Raw genomic sequence first — 18,000 nt, forward strand, 5'->3', positions numbered from 1 at the left:
CTTTGTGCCTGGGCTGCGCCCGGGTTGTGCCTGTATTGCCTTACTTCAGCACTTGCACGACGGCGTTAGCCACTGCGTCGAGGTTGCGCGTGTTCAGCGCGGCCACGCAGATGCGGCCCGTGCTCACGGCGTAGATGCCGAATTCTTCGCGCAGGCGATCGACTTGCGCCGCGGTCAGACCCGAGTACGAGAACATGCCGCGCTGCACGTTGATGAAGTTGAAGTCGCGGTCCACGCCCGCTGCCGCGAGGCGCTCGACGAGGCCCGTGCGCATCGCGCGAATGCGGTTGCGCATTTCGCCCAGCTCGGTTTCCCACATCGCGCGCAGTTCGGCCGAGCCGAGCACCGCTGCAACCACCGAGCCGCCGTGCGTCGGCGGGTTCGAATAGTTCGTGCGGATCACGCGCTTGAGTTGCGAGAGCACGCGCGCCGACTCTTCCTTGCTGTTGGTGATGATCGACAGCGCGCCCACGCGCTCGCCATACAGCGAGAACGACTTCGAGAACGACGACGAGACGAACACGTTGAGTTCCGAAGCGGCGAACAGGCGCACGACTTCGCCGTCTTCGGCGATGCCGTCACCGAAACCTTGATAAGCGATGTCGAGGAACGGCACGAGGTTGCGCGCCTTCACGGCCTCGATCACCTGCTTCCACTGGTCGATCGTGAGGTCCACGCCGGTCGGGTTGTGGCAGCACGCGTGCAGCACGACGACGGTGCCCGCGGCGTAGCTGTTGAGCGCGTTCAGCATGCCTTCGAAGTTCACGCCGTTGGTCTGCGCGTCGTAGTACGGGTAGGCGACCACTTCGAAACCGGCGCTTTCGAACAGCGCGCGGTGGTTTTCCCAGCTCGGGTCGCTGATCGCCACCTTGGCGTTCGGGTTCACGCGCTTCAGGAAGTCGGCGCCGATCTTCAGCGCGCCCGTGCCGCCCAGCGCCTGCGCCGTGACGACGCGGCCCGCTGCGATCAGCGGCGAGTCGTCGCCGAGCAGCAGCTTTTGCACGGCTGCGTCATAGGCGGCAATGCCTTCGATGGGCAGGTAGCCGCGCGGCAGACCGGCTTCGACGCGGGCCTTTTCCGCTTCGCGCACTGCGCGCAGCAGCGGAATCTTGCCTTCTTCGTTGGTGTACACGCCCACTCCGAGGTTCACCTTGGTCGCGCGCGTATCGGCGTTATAGGCTTCGTTCAGACCCAGGATCGGGTCGCGGGGGGCGAGTTCGACAGCGGAAAAGAGGGACATGATGGTTCGGCAAAAGTGAGTGAGAAGCTCGGTGGGCCGTGCGCTGCGGGTTGCGTCGGGCAGCCGGCCACGCAACTCGCCATTGTAACGAATCCTCGGGCCGTTTTTTCGCCGACAGCGACATTGGCGGGGCCATTTTTTTCAATGCCGACCGACGCTTGCGCGCCGGATGGCTCGTCGCGGCCGCCCTGACGAGGCCATCGGCAAGAACGCGCAAGACGCTAGAATAGTTGTTTGCTCAGCGCCCAGGATGTCACCCATGTCCGACCACACCGTCGCCGACGCGCCCGCGCTCGACGAGTCGAAGTTCGTTCAGTACGAAGGCTCGCCGTTTCAGCTCTACCAGCCGTATCCGCCGGCCGGCGACCAGCCGACCGCCATCGAAACGCTCGTCGAAGGGGTGGGGGACGGTCTTTCGTTTCAGACCCTGCTTGGGGTGACCGGCTCGGGCAAGACCTTCACGATGGCCAACACCATCGCGCGCCTCGGCCGCCCGGCCATCGTGTTTGCGCCCAACAAGACGCTCGCCGCGCAGCTTTACGCGGAGTTCCGCGAGTTCTTTCCGCGCAACGCGGTCGAGTACTTCGTCTCGTACTACGACTACTACCAGCCGGAAGCCTATGTGCCGCAGCGCGATCTCTTCATCGAGAAGGATTCGTCGATCAACGAGCACATCGAGCAGATGCGGCTCTCGGCCACCAAGAGCCTGTTGGAGCGCCGCGACGTGGTGATCGTCGCGACCGTCTCGGCGATCTACGGTATCGGCAATCCGTCCGAGTACCACCAGATGATCCTCACGCTGCGCCAGGGCGATCGCATCGGCCAGCGCGACGTCATCGCGCGCCTGATCGCGATGCAGTACTCGCGCAACGAGCAGGATTTCCAGCGCGGCACCTTCCGCGTGCGCGGCGACACCATCGACATCTTCCCGGCCGAGCACGCCGAAATGGCCGTGCGTCTCGAACTCTTCGACGACGAAGTGGAGACGCTGCAGCTGTTCGACCCGCTCACGGGCCGCGTGCGCCAGAAGATTCCGCGCTTCACCGTTTATCCGTCGTCGCACTACGTGACGCCGCGCGAGACCGTGCTGCGCGCGGTCGAGACGATCAAGTCCGAGCTGCGCGAGCGGCTCGAGTTCTTCCACACGGAAGGCAAGCTCGTGGAGGCGCAACGCCTCGAGCAGCGCACCCGCTTCGATCTGGAAATGCTCCAGGAACTGGGCTTCTGCAAGGGCATCGAGAACTACTCGCGGCATTTTTCGGGCGCGCTGCCCGGCGAGCCGCCGCCCACGCTGGTCGACTACCTGCCCGCCGACGCGATGATGTTCCTCGACGAATCGCACGTGTTGATTGGCCAGCTCAACGGCATGTACAACGGCGACCGCGCGCGCAAGGAAAATCTCGTCGACTACGGTTTTCGCCTGCCTTCGGCGCTCGATAACCGGCCGCTCAAGTTCAACGAGTTCGAGCGCAAGATGCGCCAGGTCGTGTTCGTCTCGGCCACGCCCGCCGACTACGAGAAAAAAGTCACGGGCCAGATCGCCGAGCAGGTGGTGCGCCCGACGGGTCTCGTCGATCCGGTGATCGAAGTGCGCCCGGCCGCCACCCAGGTCGACGATGTGCTAGCCGAGATCAACGAGCGCGTGGCTGCAGGCGAGCGTGTGCTGGTGACCACGCTCACCAAGCGCATGGCCGAGCAGCTCACCGAGTTTCTCGCCGACCACGGCGTGAAGGTGCGCTATCTGCACAGCGACATCGACACGGTCGAGCGCGTGGAGATCATCCGCGACCTGCGTCTGGGCACCTTCGACGTGCTGGTGGGCATCAACCTGCTGCGCGAGGGCCTCGACATTCCCGAGGTCTCGCTGGTGGCGATTCTCGACGCCGACAAGGAAGGCTTCCTGCGCGCCGAGCGCTCGCTCATCCAGACGATCGGCCGGGCGGCGCGCAACGTGAACGGCAAGGCGATTCTCTACGGCGACCGCATCACCGACTCGATGCGCCGTGCCATCGACGAGACCGAGCGCCGCCGCGCCAAGCAGATCGCCTTCAACGAAGAGCACGGCATCGTGCCGCGCGGCGTGGTCAAGCGCATCAAGGACATCATCGACGGCGTCTACAACGTGGACGAGGCGCGCGCCGAGCTGCGCGAGGAGCAGGAGCGCGCGAAGTTCGAGGACATGAATGAAAAGCAGATCGCGAAGGAGATCAAGAAGCTCGAGAAGCAGATGATGGACTACGCGAAGAACCTCGAATTCGAGAAGGCCGCGCAGACGCGCGACCAGCTCGCGGTGCTGCGCCGGCGCGTATTCGGGGCCAATGTGGACGATCATCCGGCCTGAGCATCCCGAGCCGCGCCTTTGCCGCGGGCTGCCGTAAGCCCGCGTGCCGTAGGCCCGCGTTGAGGCAGCATTGAGGCAGCATTGAGGCAGCGTTGCGAAAACCCTGTTGCAGTGAAGTTTTCCGCGTGCGGCTCTTTGTTTCACATCAACTTCGGTGTTAAACTCGCCAATTATTGAGAATTGTTCGCATTATCGTTATTACGTACATGTGCGAAACGGTTCGATGGTCATGTCACTCATAAGAACACCAGGAGTTTCGATGCGGATCCATTCTCTCTTGCGCGGCACTGTCGTCATTGCGGCCGCGGGCGCGGCGTTCGCGGCCCAGGCGGCCGAATACCCGATCGGCAAGCAGCAAATCCAGGGCGGCATGGAAATCGGCGCGGTCTATCTGCAGCCGATCACGATGGAGCCGGAGGGCATGATGCGCAAGGCGTCGGAGTCCGATATCCACCTGGAGTCGGATATTCACGCGGTGAAGAACAATCCGACCGGCTTCGCCGAAGGCGACTGGATGCCGTATCTGCAGGTTCACTACGAGTTGACCAAGCCGGGTTCGAGCTACGTGCAAAAGGGCGACCTGATGCCGATGGTCGCGAACGACGGCCCGCATTATGGCGATAACGTCAAGCTCGCGGGCCCGGGCAAGTACCACCTGAAGCTGATCGTGGACGCGCCGATGCAGACGGGCCACATGGCGTTCGGCCGTCACGTCGACAAGGAAACCGGCGTGGGCCCGTGGTTCAAGCCCATCACGCTCGAATACGACTTCCCGTTCGCGGGCATCGGCAAGAAGGGCGGCTATTAATCGTTACGGGTCGCGATTAGTCGCGGCACATCGCTGGACTCGATGGAGCAGGTAACACCGATGACTGGAATCCGGAAGTTTGCGACGCTCGCGCTGTGCGCGTCTTTTGCCGCGCCGCTCGCGGGCGTGGCCAATCTGGCGCACGCCGAGGATATGCCGACGTTCAAGCTGGAAATGACCGACGGCAAGCTCAACCCCGCGCGCATAGAGGTGCCGGCGGGCAAGCGCATCAAGATCGAAGTGCGCAACACCGGCAAGGGCGCGGCGGAGTTCGAGAGCGTCCAGTTGCGCAAGGAGAAGGTGCTTGCGCCAGGCGCGGACTCGTTTGTCGTGATCGCGCCGCTGGATCCGGGCGAGTACAAATTCTTCGACGATTTTCATCAGCAGGCGCAGGGCGTGATTGTCGCCAAATGAGCGTCGCCAGGTGAGTGTTGCGTAGCAGGGAACGTGGCCGGCGCCGCAGTTCAAATGCGGCCGGCGGCAGGAGGTGTATCAATGGGTCAGGTCTTGTTCATCGTCTGGCGGGAGAGCGTCGAAGCGCTGCTCGTCGTCGGCATTCTTTATGCATGGCTGAGAAACGGCGACGATGATGCGCGTCGCGGTCTGCCGTATTTGTGGGCCGGCGTGGGTCTCGGCGTGCTGGCGGCGGTCGCGCTGGGCGCGGCGCTCGTGGGCTTCACGGAGGTGCTCTCCGGCGACGCGCAGGACTACTTCCAGACCGGCATGGTGCTGGTCGCGTGTGTGCTGATCGTGCAGATGGTGCTGTGGATGAAGCAGCACGGGCGCACGCTCAAGCGCGAGATGGAGCAGTCGCTCGAGCAAACGACGCGCGACGCGAACTGGTGGGGCATCACGGTGCTCGTTGCGCTCGCCATCGCGCGCGAGGGCAGCGAGACGGTGATCTTCCTGTACGGCCTCGGCTTTGGCCAGTCGGGCCACGTGGACGCGGGCCAGTACATGGCCGTGCTGCTGGGCCTCGGCCTCGCGCTCCTCACGTTCTACCTGCTGCAACTGGGCGGCAAGGTGTTCTCGTGGCGCCACTTCTTCCGCGTCACCGAGATCATGCTGCTGTTCCTCGGCGCTGGCCTGTTCCAGACCGGCGTGGACAAGCTCATCGACAAGGAAGTCCTGCCGACGATCGTCGACCAGGTGTGGAATTCGTCGGCGATCCTCGACGATTCGGGCACCTTCGGCTCGCTCGTCGCGACGCTCACGGGCTACCGCGCCCACCCGGCGCTCATGAACCTGATCGCCTATGCGGTGTACTGGCTCGTGGTGTGGTTCCTCGCTCGCCGCGCGGACGGCCGTGCCGCCGCCGTGACCAAGAGGAAGGCAGCATGAGTTGTTCGTTGGGCCAAGGCCCGGCCCAGCAGACGCTGAGGCAGGGCTGGCTCGCTCAGGCGGGCCAATGGATGCAGCGGCACGGTGCGGTCATTCGCGCCGTGCAGTGGGTGGTTGTGGCGGTCTATGCGTTCCTGATTCTCGTGCCCGCCGTCATGCCGCTGCCCGGCGACACGGCGCATCTGTGGAACAACCTCACGCTCGCGGCGCAGTTCGTGTTCTGGGGCATCTGGTGGCCGTTCGTGCTGCTCTCGATGGTGCTGCTCGGGCGCGTGTGGTGCGGCGTGCTGTGCCCCGAGGGCGCGCTCAGCGAGTTCGCGAGCAAGTTCGGGCGCGGCAAGTCCATTCCGCACTGGATGCGCTGGGGCGGTTGGCCGTTCGTGGCGTTCGGCCTCACCACCATCTACGGCCAGATGGTGAGCGTCTATCAGTACCCCAAGGCGGTGTTGCTCGTGCTGGGCGGCTCCACGCTCGGCGCGATGGTGATCGGCTTTCTGTACGGGCGCGAAAAGCGCGTCTGGTGCAAATATCTCTGCCCCGTAAACGGGGTTTTTTCGCTTCTGGCGCGTCTCGCGCCGTTTCACTTCAACGTCGATGAAGACGCGTGGCGCAACTCGTACACGCACGGCGAGCATGGCGGCAAACGCGTGATTCCCGTGAATTGCGCGCCGCTGGTGCCGTTGCGCAACATGAAGGGCGCCGCGGCGTGCCACATGTGCGGGCGCTGCAGCGGCCACCGCGATGCGATCGCGCTCACGTGGCGCTCGCCTTCGGAAGAAGTGGTGGCGCTCGGCGACAAGCAGGCGAGCGGCTGGGACACCGCACTTATTCTGTACGGACTCCTTGGCATTGCGATCGGCGCGTTTCACTGGACCGCCTCGCGGTGGTTCGTCGACCTCAAGCAGTCGATCGCGGGCTGGCTCATCGACCAGAACATCACCTGGCCGCTCGACACCAATGCGCCGTGGTTCCTGCTCACGCATTACCCCGAGCAAAACGATGTGTTCTCGTGGCTCGACGGCACCATGATCGTCGGCTATATCGTCGTGACGGGGCTCGTTTACGGCACGGTGCTGCTCGCGACTCTCGCGCTCTCGACCGTATTCGTCGGACGTTTCGACATGCGCCGGCTCCATCACTTTGCGCAGGCGCTCATTCCGCTCGCGGGCGCGGGCGTGTTCCTCGGCTTGTCGGCCACGACGCTCTCGTTGTTGCGCGCCGAGCACATGCAACTCGACTGGGCCTCGAGCGTGCGCATTGCAATCCTCGTAATCACCAATGCGTGGAGCGCGTGGCTCGCGTGGCGCGTCACGGGACGCTACAGCACGCGTCCGTGGCAACGTGCGCTGGCGCTGGCGGGCTTCTGCGCGGCGCTTGCCGTGGTCGACAGCGCGTGGTGGCTGATGTTCTGGGGCTGGGCGCATTGAGCCCCGGATGACCCGGGCCGCATAGCTTCGTCGATGGCGAATGACGGGTATACGAAGAAGGGCAGCGCCACGGCGCGAGTGTGCGTGTACTCTCAAAAGCCGGACTGGCGGTGCGCCACCCATTTTTGACTATTCGGAGACACGTATGCGAACCAGAGCAGTACTAACCGACGAAGACGTGATCAAAGTGGCCGATGCGGCTATTGCGCACGCTCGTGCGAACGAGTGGAAGGTGACGATTTCGATCGTCGACGACGGTGGGCATCTGCTGTATTTGCGTCGCCTCGACGGCGCGCCGCCGATCAGCAGCGACGTGGCGCCAGGCAAGGCGCGCACGGCCGCGCTGGGGCGCCGCGAAAGCCGCTTCTTCGAGGAGATGATCCGCGACGGCCGCACGGCGTTCCTGAGCGTGCCGCTCACGGCCATGCTCGAAGGCGGCTTGCCGATCATCGCGAACGGCGACGTGATTGGCGCGGTGGGCGTCTCGGGCGTGAAGGCGGACCAGGACGCGGCCATTGCACTGGCGGGCATCAAGGCGCTGAACCTCACGTAAGCATGGCGATCATCGCGCGAAGCATCGCGCCATGACGCGTGTGGCAGCAAAAGCAGAAAGCCGCGGCAATCGTCCGCGGCTTTCTGCTTTTTTGCTTCGTGCGACAACGCTTCGTGTGCCGCTACGGTTCGAGCATGGGAAAAAAACGGCCTGGCTGGCTGCGACGGCTGCTTGAAGGAGGGATGCACGAACGAAGGGGTCTAGTCTCGCGTGCAAGCCGTCGTTGCTGGCTAATGCCCAACGCCTCTCGGTGGAGGCGGTCCCCACAATACCCGGTACTGAAAACTAAAACGTCACTTGGTCAGAATCAGCTTGCCGAGCCGCGTTGCCCGCAACTGGTAAGTCTCGCCGTTATGCACGATGCTCACGTGGCTGCGGCCCTGCAGCAGCGCGGCGCTGGCGAGCGGGCGATCGGCGCCCGCTTGCGGGGCGGCCGTGGCCGCCGAGTGGGTCTTTGCGCTGGCCGGGCTGGCGCCCTTTTGCGTGCCGGTGAGGGCGGAGCCAGTGCGGCGCACGCTGAGTGTCGACGAGCGGTTGAATTCGGTCATGAGCGTGACGGTGTTGGATCTCGATTCGATGAGTCCATGTTAAATGATAATCGTTTCCATTTGCAATATCGAGGAACTCATCGAAATCCTGTGTCGATAGCCTGACTCACAAAAGACGACGCCCGGCATCGAGCCGGGCGCGTGGCGAGGAGTGTGCTGCAACTCAGTGCTGCAGTTCAGTGCAGCCGCTCGGTACAGCCGCTCAGTGCAGCGGTGCTTCCGGTTCGCCCAGCCCCTGCACGTACTGACGAATGAGCCGCACGGTGTCGATATCCGACTCGCGATACGCCGACTTCACGATCTCCGAGGTCTGGCGGTCGTCTTCCGTATCGGCGGTCGGCAGCGTCGTGCGGTACTCGAAGCGCAGGAACAACTGCAATTCGTCGGGCTGCTCGATCGTCATCGTGAGCGAGCCGCCCACGTAGTCCGCGGTCGGGAGGATGTCGTAACGCACGTTGTCGTTCGGCGTGAGCGTGACGCGGTCGCGCACCGTGGCCTGGCCGTAATGCAGCTCACGTTCGAGCGTATTGCCTTCGCGCGATAGGATCGTGCAGTCGTCGAGACCGATCACGAAAAGCTGCGGCTGCTCGGCGCGTAGCACGAGACCTTCCCAAAGCTGCTCGCGCGTCATGGGCAGGACGAGCGGGTTGAGCGGGTCGTTGATCTGGATGAGGTGTTCGAAATTCAAGGCGCGGCCTTCTTGTGGCTGTTTCCGTCCGTCGCCGCTCATGCGGCGACAAGCCCCGAGCGGATCGTGATCGTATTCGTCAGGACCTTGTGGACCGGACATGCGTTGGCGATCTGCAGCAGACGCTCGCGCTGCTCGTTCGAGAGTGCGCCATCGAGCGCGATCTGGCGATCGATCGTGGTGCCTTCGCTGCCGGTTTGCATCGACAGCTTCACGCGCACGCCTTTGAGCGGCCACTCTTTTCTTTGCGCATACATCTTCAGCGTGATCGAAGTGCAGGCGCCGAGGCTCGACAGCAGCAGGGCAAAGGGCGAAGGACCGCTGTCGCCGCCGCCGGCCGATGCCGGTTCGTCGGCGAACCACGTGTGAGTGCCATCGTCGAACTGAACCTTGTAGTTGGTCGAGCCAATCTGTGCGGTGACTGCGGTTTCGGCCATGCGCTCCTCGCGGACGGAACGGTTGAAAGGGAACACGCCGCAGCCCGTCGGGCGCGGCATGGAAAGTCTTATTGTGACGGAAAGCGGCTCAGGTTGCGGAGGTGTCGACCATGCGCGCCACGCAATTTCGAAACGCCCGGCGCGCTCCCTGTGCACTCAGTGCGCGTGCCCCATGCGCCCAGCCTGATAGTCGAGCACTGCCTCGCGGATCTCCTGCTCGGTGTTCATCACGAACGGGCCGTAGCGCACGACCGGTTCGTTGAGCGGCAGGCCGCCGATCAGCAGCACTTCGGCGGGCTCGGCCGCGTCGGCGGGCGTGGAAATCGCGACGGTGTCCCCATCGTCGGCGAACGCCACCATGTGCTGCGCGCCGATCGCCTCGCCATTCGCCCCGTATTGCGCCGTGCCGGAAAGACCGTAAGCGAACACGTTCCAGCCCGCGGGCACGGGCTGTTCGACGCGCGCGCCGGGCGCAAGCGTGAAGTGCAAATACAGGATGGGCGTGCGCGTCTCGATGGCCGCCATGGCGCCCAGCGACTCGCCGGCAATCACCTTGACCGTGGCGCGGCCATCCGCCGAGCGGCCCTGCGGAATCCGCGCGTGCGGCATCTCCTGATAACGCGGCGCGATCATCTTGTCGCTGGCGGGCAGGTTCACCCACAACTGCAGCCCATGCATGCGGCCGCCTGTGCGGACGAATTCGGGGTCGGGCATTTCGCTGTGGACCACGCCCGCGCCCGCCGTCATCCATTGCACATCGCCGGGCGCGAGCGTGCCCGAATGGCCGGCCGAGTCCTTGTGGCCCGAGCGGCCCTCGAGCATATAGGTGACCGTCTCGAAGCCCCGGTGCGGATGATCGGGCGCGCCCTTCGCCGCGCCCGGCGCATAGTCGACCGGGCCCATCTCGTCGAGCAGCAGGAACGGGTCGAAATCCATTAGCTGGCGGGTGGGGAAGGGCCGGTTGACGATGAAGCCACCGCCCTCGGTGGTGCGAACGGCGGGAAAGACGTGGGCGATCGAGCGGACGGCCGACATGGATATCACCTCGAAAAAATGGGAATTACGCGATATGCGAAACAAACCGCTATTATAGGTAGCCGATTTGGCCTGTTTGACGGCCTGATCGCAATGGATTGTCCCATCGCTGGAACGACGACATGCAAATCGATTCGCACAACCTGAACGACCTGATGTACTTCTCGCAGGTGGTGGAGCACGGCGGATTCTCGGCGGCCGAACGCGTGCTCGGCATTTCGAAGTCGCGCCTGTCGCGGCGGGTGAGCGAGCTGGAGGCGTCGCTCGGCGTGCGTCTGTTGCAGCGTTCCACGCGCAAGCTCGCGCTTACCGAGGCCGGCGAGCTGTTCTACCAGCATTGCCGCGCGATGCTCTCGGAGGCGCAGGCCGCGGTGAACGTCGTTCAGTCGCTGCGTTCATCGCCGCGCGGCACGGTGCGCGTGAGCGTGCCGGTCACGCTGTCGCAAACCATCTTTTCGCAAATCATTCCCGAGTTCATGCATCGCTACCCTGAAGTGCGGGTGGTGATGCGCGTGACGAACCGCGTGATCGACCTTTTCGAAGACTCGGTCGACATCGCCTTGCGCGTGCGCTCGGAGCCGCCGGAGAACGCCAATATTGTGGTGCGGCCGCTCTGGCGCACCGAGCAGATGCTGGTGGGCGCGCCCAGTCTGCTCGCGCAGAACGCGCCGCCGCTCGCGCCCGAGGACCTCGCGCGCTTCGAGACCCTCGACACGCCCACGAGCGATGGTCGCCACGTGTACCACCTGATCGCGCCAGACGGCACGCATCACGCGCACGAGCACGAGCCAAGGCTCATTACCGCCGACCTCACGATCATTCGCGAAGCCGTGCTGGCCGGCCTCGGCATCGCGGCGATGCCGGAAATGATGTATGGCGCCGCGCTGCGCACGGGCAAGCTCTCGCCGGTGATGCCGGGCTGGACGCTGCCGGTGCCGCAGCTTTATGCGGTATTTCTCTCGCGCCAGGGCATGGTTCCCGCCGTGCGCGCGTTCGTCGACTATCTGGTCGAAGTGCTCGATTCGGGGCAGAGCCTGCAGCAGGAATGCCCGCTCAGGAGCGACGTGGTCGCGCTGATGGAGCAGGGCAAGGGGATCAGCGTGGCGCCAGCGAAGGCTGTGCGCAAGAGCGAAACGGTTTGAGATGTGCGCGGCGCGTCGCACGTGAAAGCACGAGCTTTGCGAACATGTACGCGCTTGCGCGTGCGCGAATTTCGAGCCGATGCACATAGTGCGAAATGGGCTCTTTGTGCCTCGCTGGTGCCTTGCTTGTGCGCCGTTTGTGTTTAGGCATTTAAGCGCCGCCGGCAATCGTTACTTTCAATGGCCGAAGTATTGAACGTGGACGACGAGAGGAATATATTGAAATCCCTCTCGCCAAGCACCGGTCTTGTGCGGGAATTGATGGCCGCTATCATAGCGAGCCTTCAGGGCTGAAAGCGCAGTCCGTGTCGATCACGGCAAGTCGCATGTGCCGATGTGAACCGAACGATTGTCGGGGATCGTCGCCACCGCCCGAATGCGCCGCGTGCGCACGAAAAAAGGCCCTCATCTGACGATGAGGGCCTTTTACTTTGGACTTCGAAGTCTCCGGTTGCTTCGATTCCGCGCGCTCATCGACCACTTAATGGCGGGCGGGATCGGTGACGAAGCCGAGTTTGGTCAGGCCGCCGCTCTGCGCGGCCGACATCACCTGCGCGACTTTTTCGTAAGCGACCTTGCGGTCCGCGTTCAGGTGCAGCTCGGGCTGCGGCTGCAGTTGCGCCGCTGCGGCGATCTTCGTCTTGAGCGCGTCGGCGTCGACGGCCGCGCCGTCCCACAGCACCGTGCCGTCCGCCTCGATCGCGAGGTTGATCTGCGCGGGCCTCGCGTCTTCCTTCTGGCTGCTCGCATGCGGAAGGTCGATCTTCACGGCGTGGCGGATCACGGGAATCGTCACCATGAAGACGATCAGGAGAACCAACATGACGTCGACGAGCGGCGTCATGTTGATCTCGTTCATCAGGCCGTCGTCATCGTCGCTGGCAAAGGGGCTCATCGCCATGTTGCTGGCCTCCGCTCGATTAGTGGTTGCGCGCGGCGACGCGCAGATTGCCACCCTTCGCCGTCGACGACAGGCGCGCGCCCGTCACGAAGAACGCATGCAGGCCGTGCGCGAAGCGGTTGAGCTTCGTGACGACCGACTTGTTGGCGCGAGTGAGCGCGTTGTAGCCGAGCACGGCGGGAATCGCGACGAACAGGCCGAATGCGGTCATGATCAGCGCTTCGCCCACCGGGCCCGCCACCGCGTCGATCGACGTCTGGCCCGTCGCGCCGATGGTCAGCAGCGCGTGATAGATGCCCCACACCGTGCCGAACAGGCCGACGAACGGCGCCGTGCTGCCGATCGAGGCGAGGATCGCGAGGCCCGATTGCATCTTCGCGATCGAGTCGTCCATGGTGTCCTTCAGGCAGCGCGTGATCCAGTCCGAGACGTCCATGCGGTCGTGCAGATGCGGCTGCGTCTGATGATGATGCTCGGCGGCTTCCTGGCCCGAGAGCGCGAGCGCGAGGAACGGGTTGTCTTCGCGCGTGCCGCTACCGAGCTTTTTCACGCCTTCGGCGAGATCGTCCGAATGCCAGAACGAGGTCTCGGCGTTCTTCGTGAGGCGCTTCAGGCGCGCGACGTTCCAGCCCTTCACGACGATCACGCACCACGACAGCACCGACATGATCAGCAGCGCGAGCGCGATGCCGCGCGTCACGAAATCCCCTTGCGCCCAGACGTGGGCGATACCGTAGTTCTGCATGGTTTTTCCTCTATTTCAATTCGTCTAAACGGTGCAATTCGGATGACTGCGCAGATGACTGCGTCGTTAGTTTTGCAGGCTGAAATCGAATGGCTGCGTGTAGGCCGCGCGCACTGGCTGACCGTCTTCCATGTACGGCTTGCAGGTGCTGTTGCGCATCGCGGCTAGCGCGGCGTCGTCGAGGCGGCTGTAGCCGCTGCTCTTCTTTAGTTCGATGTTTTCGAGCTTGCCGGTCAGCCCCACCACGAAGTGCACGTGGGCCACGCCGGTTTCGCCGCGACGCTTCGAGAGCATCGGGTAGTCGGGCTCGCCGATGTCGCAGTCGAGATGCGAGACGTTTTTGGGCGCGGCAAGTGCCATCGTCGGCTTGCCTTGCGCGGGGGCGGCGGCCTGCGTTGCGGGCGCCGGAGCGGGCGCGGCGGGTGCAGCGGGTGCAGCGGGCGTGGGCGTGGGCGTGGGCGGCGCCGGTTCGGCGGGCACGCTCGTCTCGACCACGTGCTGCGAGGGCGCGTCGGCGACCGGCACCGGTGCGGGAATCGGCTTGGGTTTGGGCTGGACCTTGGGCTGCTCGCGGCTCACGCGCTGAACCGGCGTGGGGCGCGGCGGCGTGGGCATCGACTGGATCGCGGCTGGCGCGGCGACGGGTTCGGGCCGGAGCAGTTCGGCCGTGATGGTCCGCGATTCGAGCGAAACAGGCGTGATGGCGTTGCGATGGTACAGCGCGACGGCAATGAGTCCGGCGTGCAGCGCGACGACGATCGCGCACGCGGTCACGACGCGGCGTTGCGTGCCCGAAGGACGCAAAACGGGAAGCATTTGTGCGTTGGCGGAGGTTTGGGAAGCCTGCATGTTAGCGTGGCCGTCCGAAAGGCGACGGCGCGCAGGCTGGGCAACGCATCGCGACGGGCGGCTTTATTTGCGAAAGATCAACAGCGAAATGCATACAGTGGTCACGAATCCGATCAGCAATTCCATCCCGGCACACTCCTCTTCAAAAGGACACGGGGACTAGCTGGCTGGTCGTGAAACTGGCTTGCTGTCGGCGGTAAGGCGGGCAGTAAAGCGCTCTGGCGTGAACGCGTGCGAGCGGTACAGCGAAGGCGCGCGCCCCAGTGGTGAGGGACGAGGCGCGCGGCGCAGCAATCAGGCGGCTTTGCGCTCGTAGAACGTCAGGGGAACGGCTTGCGGCATGGCTGTCGGGTGCGCATGGCTCACGCCGCAGTGCGTGGCGCAGGCGCCGCTTTGCGCCATCACTTCGCGCACGGATTCCTCGCACTTGCCGCAGCAGGTCGCGACGCCGAGTTCGAACTGCAACTCGTCGAAAGAGTCCATGCCTTCCGCGATGGAGGCGCGGATCGTTCGGTCGGAGACGGACTTGCACACGCAGACAATCATGATGGACCGCAATAAAGAGAGTTAATACGAATTATTATCATTATGTTTTCCGGCTTTGGCAAGCATGCAAACAGATTTTTTGTAACAGAACCGGACCCTTAGTACGAGTTTTGCGTGCGATCAATATAGACGGGCGCCCGGAGGGTTGCCGGGAAATGGGGCTGGAAGGCAGAAGCCTGGAGTGAGGCGCGCGCGGGGAGCGGGGCCGGGCGCGGGCGGCCCGGAGGGTGTTCAGGCGGCGTTGACTTCGGGTTCGCGCGTGCGCGGCGAGGGGATGCTCACGCATTCGACCTGCGCCTCGATGCCGAGCAAGACCGCCGCAAGCGTGCGCAGATGCGCGCCGTCGCTGGTCGAGCAGAAGCGCGCCGGCGTGCCTGCGGCTGCGCTGGCGCCTGCGTCGTCGGCCGGATGCGCACGCAATCCATGCTGATCGAGCACGCGCTCGAGCTGGCGCGCGATCGCCACGCTCGTATCCACGAGCGTCATGCGTTCGCCTACGATCGAGCGGATGGCCGCATCGAGAAAGGGGTAGTGCGTGCAGCCGAGCACGAGCGTGTCCGCGCCCGCGTCGAGCATCGGCTGCACATAGCCGCGCAGCAGCTCGACGAGCGCCGGCGAAGTCACGTCGCAGCGTTCGACCGCTTCCACGAGTCCGTGGCCCGGCTGGCACAGCACGCGCAGATCGGCGGCGTGGCGCTCGACCAGCGCCTGAAAGCGCGCGCTGCGCAGCGTCACCGGGGTGGCGAGCACGCCTGCCACGCGCGATTTAGACAGCGCGGCCGCAGGCTTGATGCCGGGCTCCACGCCCACGAGCGGAACCGCGAGCCGCTCGCGCACGAGCGCGATCGACTGTGCGGTGGCGGTATTGCAGGCCACCACGAGCGCCTTGGCGCCCTGCCCGACGAGCCATTCGCAGATGGCGAGCGTGCGGTCGGCGATGAAGTCGTCGTCGCGCTTGCCATAGGGCGCATAGCGCGAGTCGGCCACGTAGATGAGGCGTTCGGCGGGCAATTGCGCGCGCACGGCGCGCAGCACCGAGAGGCCGCCAAGCCCGGAATCGAAGATGCCGATGGGCGCGGCGCAGCAAGAAGCCGGAGCGTTCAAGTGAGTGATCAGGATTGCGCGGAACCCATCGCCGATTGCTGATAGTTCTGGATGCCGACCTTGTCGATGAGATCGAGCTGGGTTTCGAGCCAGTCGATGTGTTCTTCAGTGTCGTTGAGGATCGTCACGAAAATCTCGCGCGAGACGAAGTCGCGCACCGATTCGCAGTAGGCGATGGCTTCCTTGCAGGTGGTCTGAGAAATCTGCTCGAGCTTCAGATCGCATTCGAGGACTTCCTTGGTTTCCTCGCCGATCAGCAGCTTGTGCAGGTCTTGCAGATTGGGCAGGCCGTCGAGCATGAAAACGCGCTCGATGAGCAGGTCGGCATGCTTCATTTCGCCGATCGACTCGTCATACTCGTGCTTGCCGAGCTTTTCGAGGCCCCAGTGCTTGTACATGCGCGCATGCAGGAAATACTGATTGATGGCGGTCAGCTCGTTCTTGAGCTGCGCGTTCAGGTATTCGATGACTTTTTTATCGCCTTGCATGATGTTCCGTCCTTTTTGGGGCGTGCGGTTTTCAACCACGGGGTTTAGCCACGGGAGTCAAACGCGGGTTTCCAACAATAAACGCTCGATCCGCAAAAGCCAAGGCCGAATCCGCATGGAAATCGGGCGTGAATCAGACCGTTTCACGTCGATCAATAAAAAACCGGGGCGCCAGACCCCGGTTTTTTTGCATCGGCTGAATCAGCCGCGCATCAAGCCGTCGCGACCGGAATCTTGCCGATCTTCGCTTGCCATTCGGCGGGGCCCGTCTTGTGGACCGAGGTTCCCGACGAGTCCACCGCGACCGTCACCGGCATGTCCTGCACGTCGAATTCGTAGATGGCTTCCATGCCGAGGTCTTCGAACGCGAGGACCTTCGAGCCGCGGATCGCCTTCGAAACGAGGTACGCCGCGCCGCCCACGGCCATCAGGTACGCGGCCTTGTGCTTCTTGATCGCCTCGATCGCCACGGGGCCGCGCTCGGCCTTGCCCACCATCGAGATGAGGCCCGTTTGCGAGAGCATCAGCTCGGTGAACTTGTCCATGCGGGTGGCGGTGGTGGGGCCTGCCGGGCCAACCACTTCGTCGCGCACCGGATCGACCGGGCCCACGTAGTAGATCACGCGGTTCTTGAAGTCCACCGGCAGCTTCTCGCCCTTGGCGAGCATGTCGGCGATGCGCTTGTGCGCCGCGTCGCGGCCCGTGAGCATCTTGCCCGAGAGCAGCAGCGTCTGGCCCGGCTTCCACGAAGCCACTTCTTCGGGCGTGAGCGTGTTCAGATCGACGCGCTTGCTGGTTTCCGTGTTCGGCTCCCAGTTGACCTTCGGCCAGGCGTCGAGCGAGGGCGCTTCGAGCTTCGCGGGACCCGAGCCGTCGAGCACGAAGTGCGCGTGACGCGTGGCGGCGCAGTTCGGGATCATCGCAACGGGCTTCGAAGCCGCGTGCGTGGGCGCTGCGTGAATCTTCACGTCGAGCACGGTGGCGAGACCGCCCAGACCCTGCGCGCCGATGCCGAGCGCGTTGACCTTCTCGTGCAGTTCGACGCGCAGCTCTTCAACCCAGTCCTTCGGGCCGCGCTTGATGATGTCCTGAATGTCGATGGACTCCATCAACGATTCCTTCGCCATCAGCATCGCCTTTTCAGCGGTGCCGCCGATGCCGATGCCGAGCATGCCCGGCGGGCACCAGCCCGCGCCCATCGTCGGCACGGTCTTGAGCACCCAGTCGACGATCGAGTCGGACGGGTTCAGCATCACGAACTTCGACTTGTTCTCCGAGCCGCCGCCCTTGGCCGCGACCTGCACGTCGACCTTGTCGCCCGGCACGATCTCGTAGTGGATCACGGCAGGCGTGTTGTCCTTCGTGTTCTTGCGGCCGCCTTCGGGCGGCGAAACGATCGACGCGCGCAGCACGTTGTCCGGGTTGAGGTAACCGCGGCGCACGCCTTCGTTGATCATGTCGGTCACGCCCATCGTGGCGCCGTCCCAGCGCACATCCATGCCGACCTTCACGAAGATCGTGACGATGCCGGTGTCCTGGCAGATCGGGCGCTTACCTTCAGCGCACATGCGGCTGTTCGTGAGGATCTGCGCGATCGCGTCCTTCGCGGCCGGGCTCTGTTCGAGCTCGTACGCGCGGCCGAGCGCCTCGATGTAATCCTGCGGATGGTAGTAGCTGATGTATTGCAGCGAATCCGCAATGCTCTGGATCAGGTCTTCCTGTTTGATGACGGTCATGGCTGGCTTCTGTGGGGACAGTGGGGTTTCGAATCGTGTAAATCGTGCAAGCGTGGATGCGGCGCGCCGGG

19 protein-coding genes are annotated in these 18,000 nt (G+C 64.2%); 7 read left to right on the forward strand and 12 right to left on the reverse strand.

Annotated elements, in window-relative coordinates; all coding sequences use genetic code 11:
• Positions 1 to 40: 40 nt before the first annotated feature.
• On the reverse strand, positions 41 to 1,240 hold the full coding sequence (locus PWP93_RS03565; RefSeq protein ID WP_421043476.1) for an amino acid aminotransferase: 1,200 nt from the start codon (positions 1,238 to 1,240) through the stop codon (positions 41 to 43).
• A gap of 259 nt (positions 1,241 to 1,499) precedes the next feature.
• On the opposite strand from PWP93_RS03565, the gene uvrB reads away from it, so the two are divergent.
• The 6 genes from uvrB to PWP93_RS03595 all read left to right on the forward strand — a co-directional run bounded on the left by uvrB (position 1,500) and on the right by PWP93_RS03595 (position 7,710).
• Positions 1,500 to 3,581: an excinuclease ABC subunit UvrB gene (uvrB, locus tag PWP93_RS03570; protein ID WP_421043477.1), complete on the forward strand. Its 2,082-nt coding sequence runs from the start codon at positions 1,500 to 1,502 to the stop codon at positions 3,579 to 3,581.
• 259 nt (positions 3,582 to 3,840) lie between these two features.
• Entirely contained in the window at positions 3,841 to 4,389 is a 549-nt protein-coding gene (locus PWP93_RS03575; protein WP_421043478.1) for an iron transporter, read from the forward strand.
• A 60-nt stretch (positions 4,390 to 4,449) separates the two neighbouring features.
• Entirely contained in the window at positions 4,450 to 4,803 is a 354-nt protein-coding gene (locus tag PWP93_RS03580) for a cupredoxin domain-containing protein (protein ID WP_421043479.1), read from the forward strand.
• A gap of 81 nt (positions 4,804 to 4,884) precedes the next feature.
• Positions 4,885 to 5,730, forward strand: coding sequence for an FTR1 family iron permease (locus PWP93_RS03585; protein WP_421024318.1), 846 nt, complete (start codon positions 4,885 to 4,887; stop codon positions 5,728 to 5,730).
• Entirely contained in the window at positions 5,727 to 7,157 is a 1,431-nt protein-coding gene (locus PWP93_RS03590) for a 4Fe-4S binding protein (RefSeq protein ID WP_421043480.1), read from the forward strand. Before PWP93_RS03585 ends, PWP93_RS03590 begins: the two co-directional genes overlap by 4 nt.
• Before the next feature lie 145 nt (positions 7,158 to 7,302).
• Entirely contained in the window at positions 7,303 to 7,710 is a 408-nt protein-coding gene (locus PWP93_RS03595; protein WP_421024316.1) for a GlcG/HbpS family heme-binding protein, read from the forward strand.
• A 293-nt stretch (positions 7,711 to 8,003) separates the two neighbouring features.
• Here PWP93_RS03595 and hemP read toward each other — a convergent pair whose 3' ends face one another.
• The 4 genes from hemP to PWP93_RS03615 form a co-directional block, all read right to left on the reverse strand.
• Positions 8,004 to 8,258 carry a hemin uptake protein HemP gene (hemP, locus tag PWP93_RS03600; RefSeq protein ID WP_421043482.1) on the reverse strand — a complete coding sequence of 85 codons (255 nt, stop codon included), beginning with the start codon at positions 8,256 to 8,258 and terminating at the stop codon, positions 8,004 to 8,006.
• A 202-nt stretch (positions 8,259 to 8,460) separates the two neighbouring features.
• On the reverse strand, positions 8,461 to 8,946 hold the full coding sequence (locus PWP93_RS03605; protein ID WP_035523086.1) for an SRPBCC family protein: 486 nt from the start codon (positions 8,944 to 8,946) through the stop codon (positions 8,461 to 8,463).
• A gap of 38 nt (positions 8,947 to 8,984) precedes the next feature.
• The gene (locus tag PWP93_RS03610; RefSeq protein ID WP_421024314.1) at positions 8,985 to 9,383 is read right to left on the reverse strand and encodes an OsmC family protein; all 399 of its coding nucleotides are present in this window, start codon (positions 9,381 to 9,383) and stop codon (positions 8,985 to 8,987) included.
• Positions 9,384 to 9,539: 156 nt separating this feature from the next.
• Positions 9,540 to 10,418, reverse strand: a complete 879-nt coding sequence (locus tag PWP93_RS03615) for a pirin family protein (RefSeq protein ID WP_421043483.1) — start codon at positions 10,416 to 10,418, stop codon at positions 9,540 to 9,542.
• Between the two features lie 122 nt (positions 10,419 to 10,540).
• Between PWP93_RS03615 and PWP93_RS03620 the strand changes: the two genes are divergently transcribed.
• Complete coding sequence (locus PWP93_RS03620; protein ID WP_421043484.1) at positions 10,541 to 11,560, forward strand: LysR family transcriptional regulator; 1,020 nt, start codon at positions 10,541 to 10,543, stop codon at positions 11,558 to 11,560.
• A 481-nt stretch (positions 11,561 to 12,041) separates the two neighbouring features.
• On the opposite strand, the gene PWP93_RS03625 is transcribed toward PWP93_RS03620, so the two are convergent.
• The 7 genes from PWP93_RS03625 to PWP93_RS03655 form a co-directional block, all read right to left on the reverse strand.
• On the reverse strand, positions 12,042 to 12,461 hold the full coding sequence (locus PWP93_RS03625; protein ID WP_421043486.1) for an ExbD/TolR family protein: 420 nt from the start codon (positions 12,459 to 12,461) through the stop codon (positions 12,042 to 12,044).
• Positions 12,462 to 12,480: 19 nt separating this feature from the next.
• The gene (locus PWP93_RS03630; protein WP_421024310.1) at positions 12,481 to 13,206 is read right to left on the reverse strand and encodes a MotA/TolQ/ExbB proton channel family protein; all 726 of its coding nucleotides are present in this window, start codon (positions 13,204 to 13,206) and stop codon (positions 12,481 to 12,483) included.
• Positions 13,207 to 13,272: 66 nt separating this feature from the next.
• Entirely contained in the window at positions 13,273 to 14,055 is a 783-nt protein-coding gene (locus PWP93_RS03635) for a TonB family protein (protein ID WP_421043488.1), read from the reverse strand.
• A 294-nt stretch (positions 14,056 to 14,349) separates the two neighbouring features.
• Positions 14,350 to 14,601, reverse strand: coding sequence for a (2Fe-2S)-binding protein (locus PWP93_RS03640; protein WP_421043489.1), 252 nt, complete (start codon positions 14,599 to 14,601; stop codon positions 14,350 to 14,352).
• A gap of 231 nt (positions 14,602 to 14,832) precedes the next feature.
• Entirely contained in the window at positions 14,833 to 15,705 is an 873-nt protein-coding gene (murI, locus tag PWP93_RS03645; protein WP_421043491.1) for a glutamate racemase, read from the reverse strand.
• A gap of 8 nt (positions 15,706 to 15,713) precedes the next feature.
• On the reverse strand, positions 15,714 to 16,193 hold the full coding sequence (bfr, locus tag PWP93_RS03650; protein WP_421024306.1) for a bacterioferritin: 480 nt from the start codon (positions 16,191 to 16,193) through the stop codon (positions 15,714 to 15,716).
• A gap of 212 nt (positions 16,194 to 16,405) precedes the next feature.
• Entirely contained in the window at positions 16,406 to 17,929 is a 1,524-nt protein-coding gene (locus PWP93_RS03655) for a fumarate hydratase (RefSeq protein WP_421024305.1), read from the reverse strand.
• Between the last annotated feature and the right edge of the window lie 71 nt (positions 17,930 to 18,000).

Source organism: Paraburkholderia sp. A1RI-2L, from assembly GCF_048957375.1.
GTDB lineage: Bacteria > Pseudomonadota > Gammaproteobacteria > Burkholderiales > Burkholderiaceae > Paraburkholderia.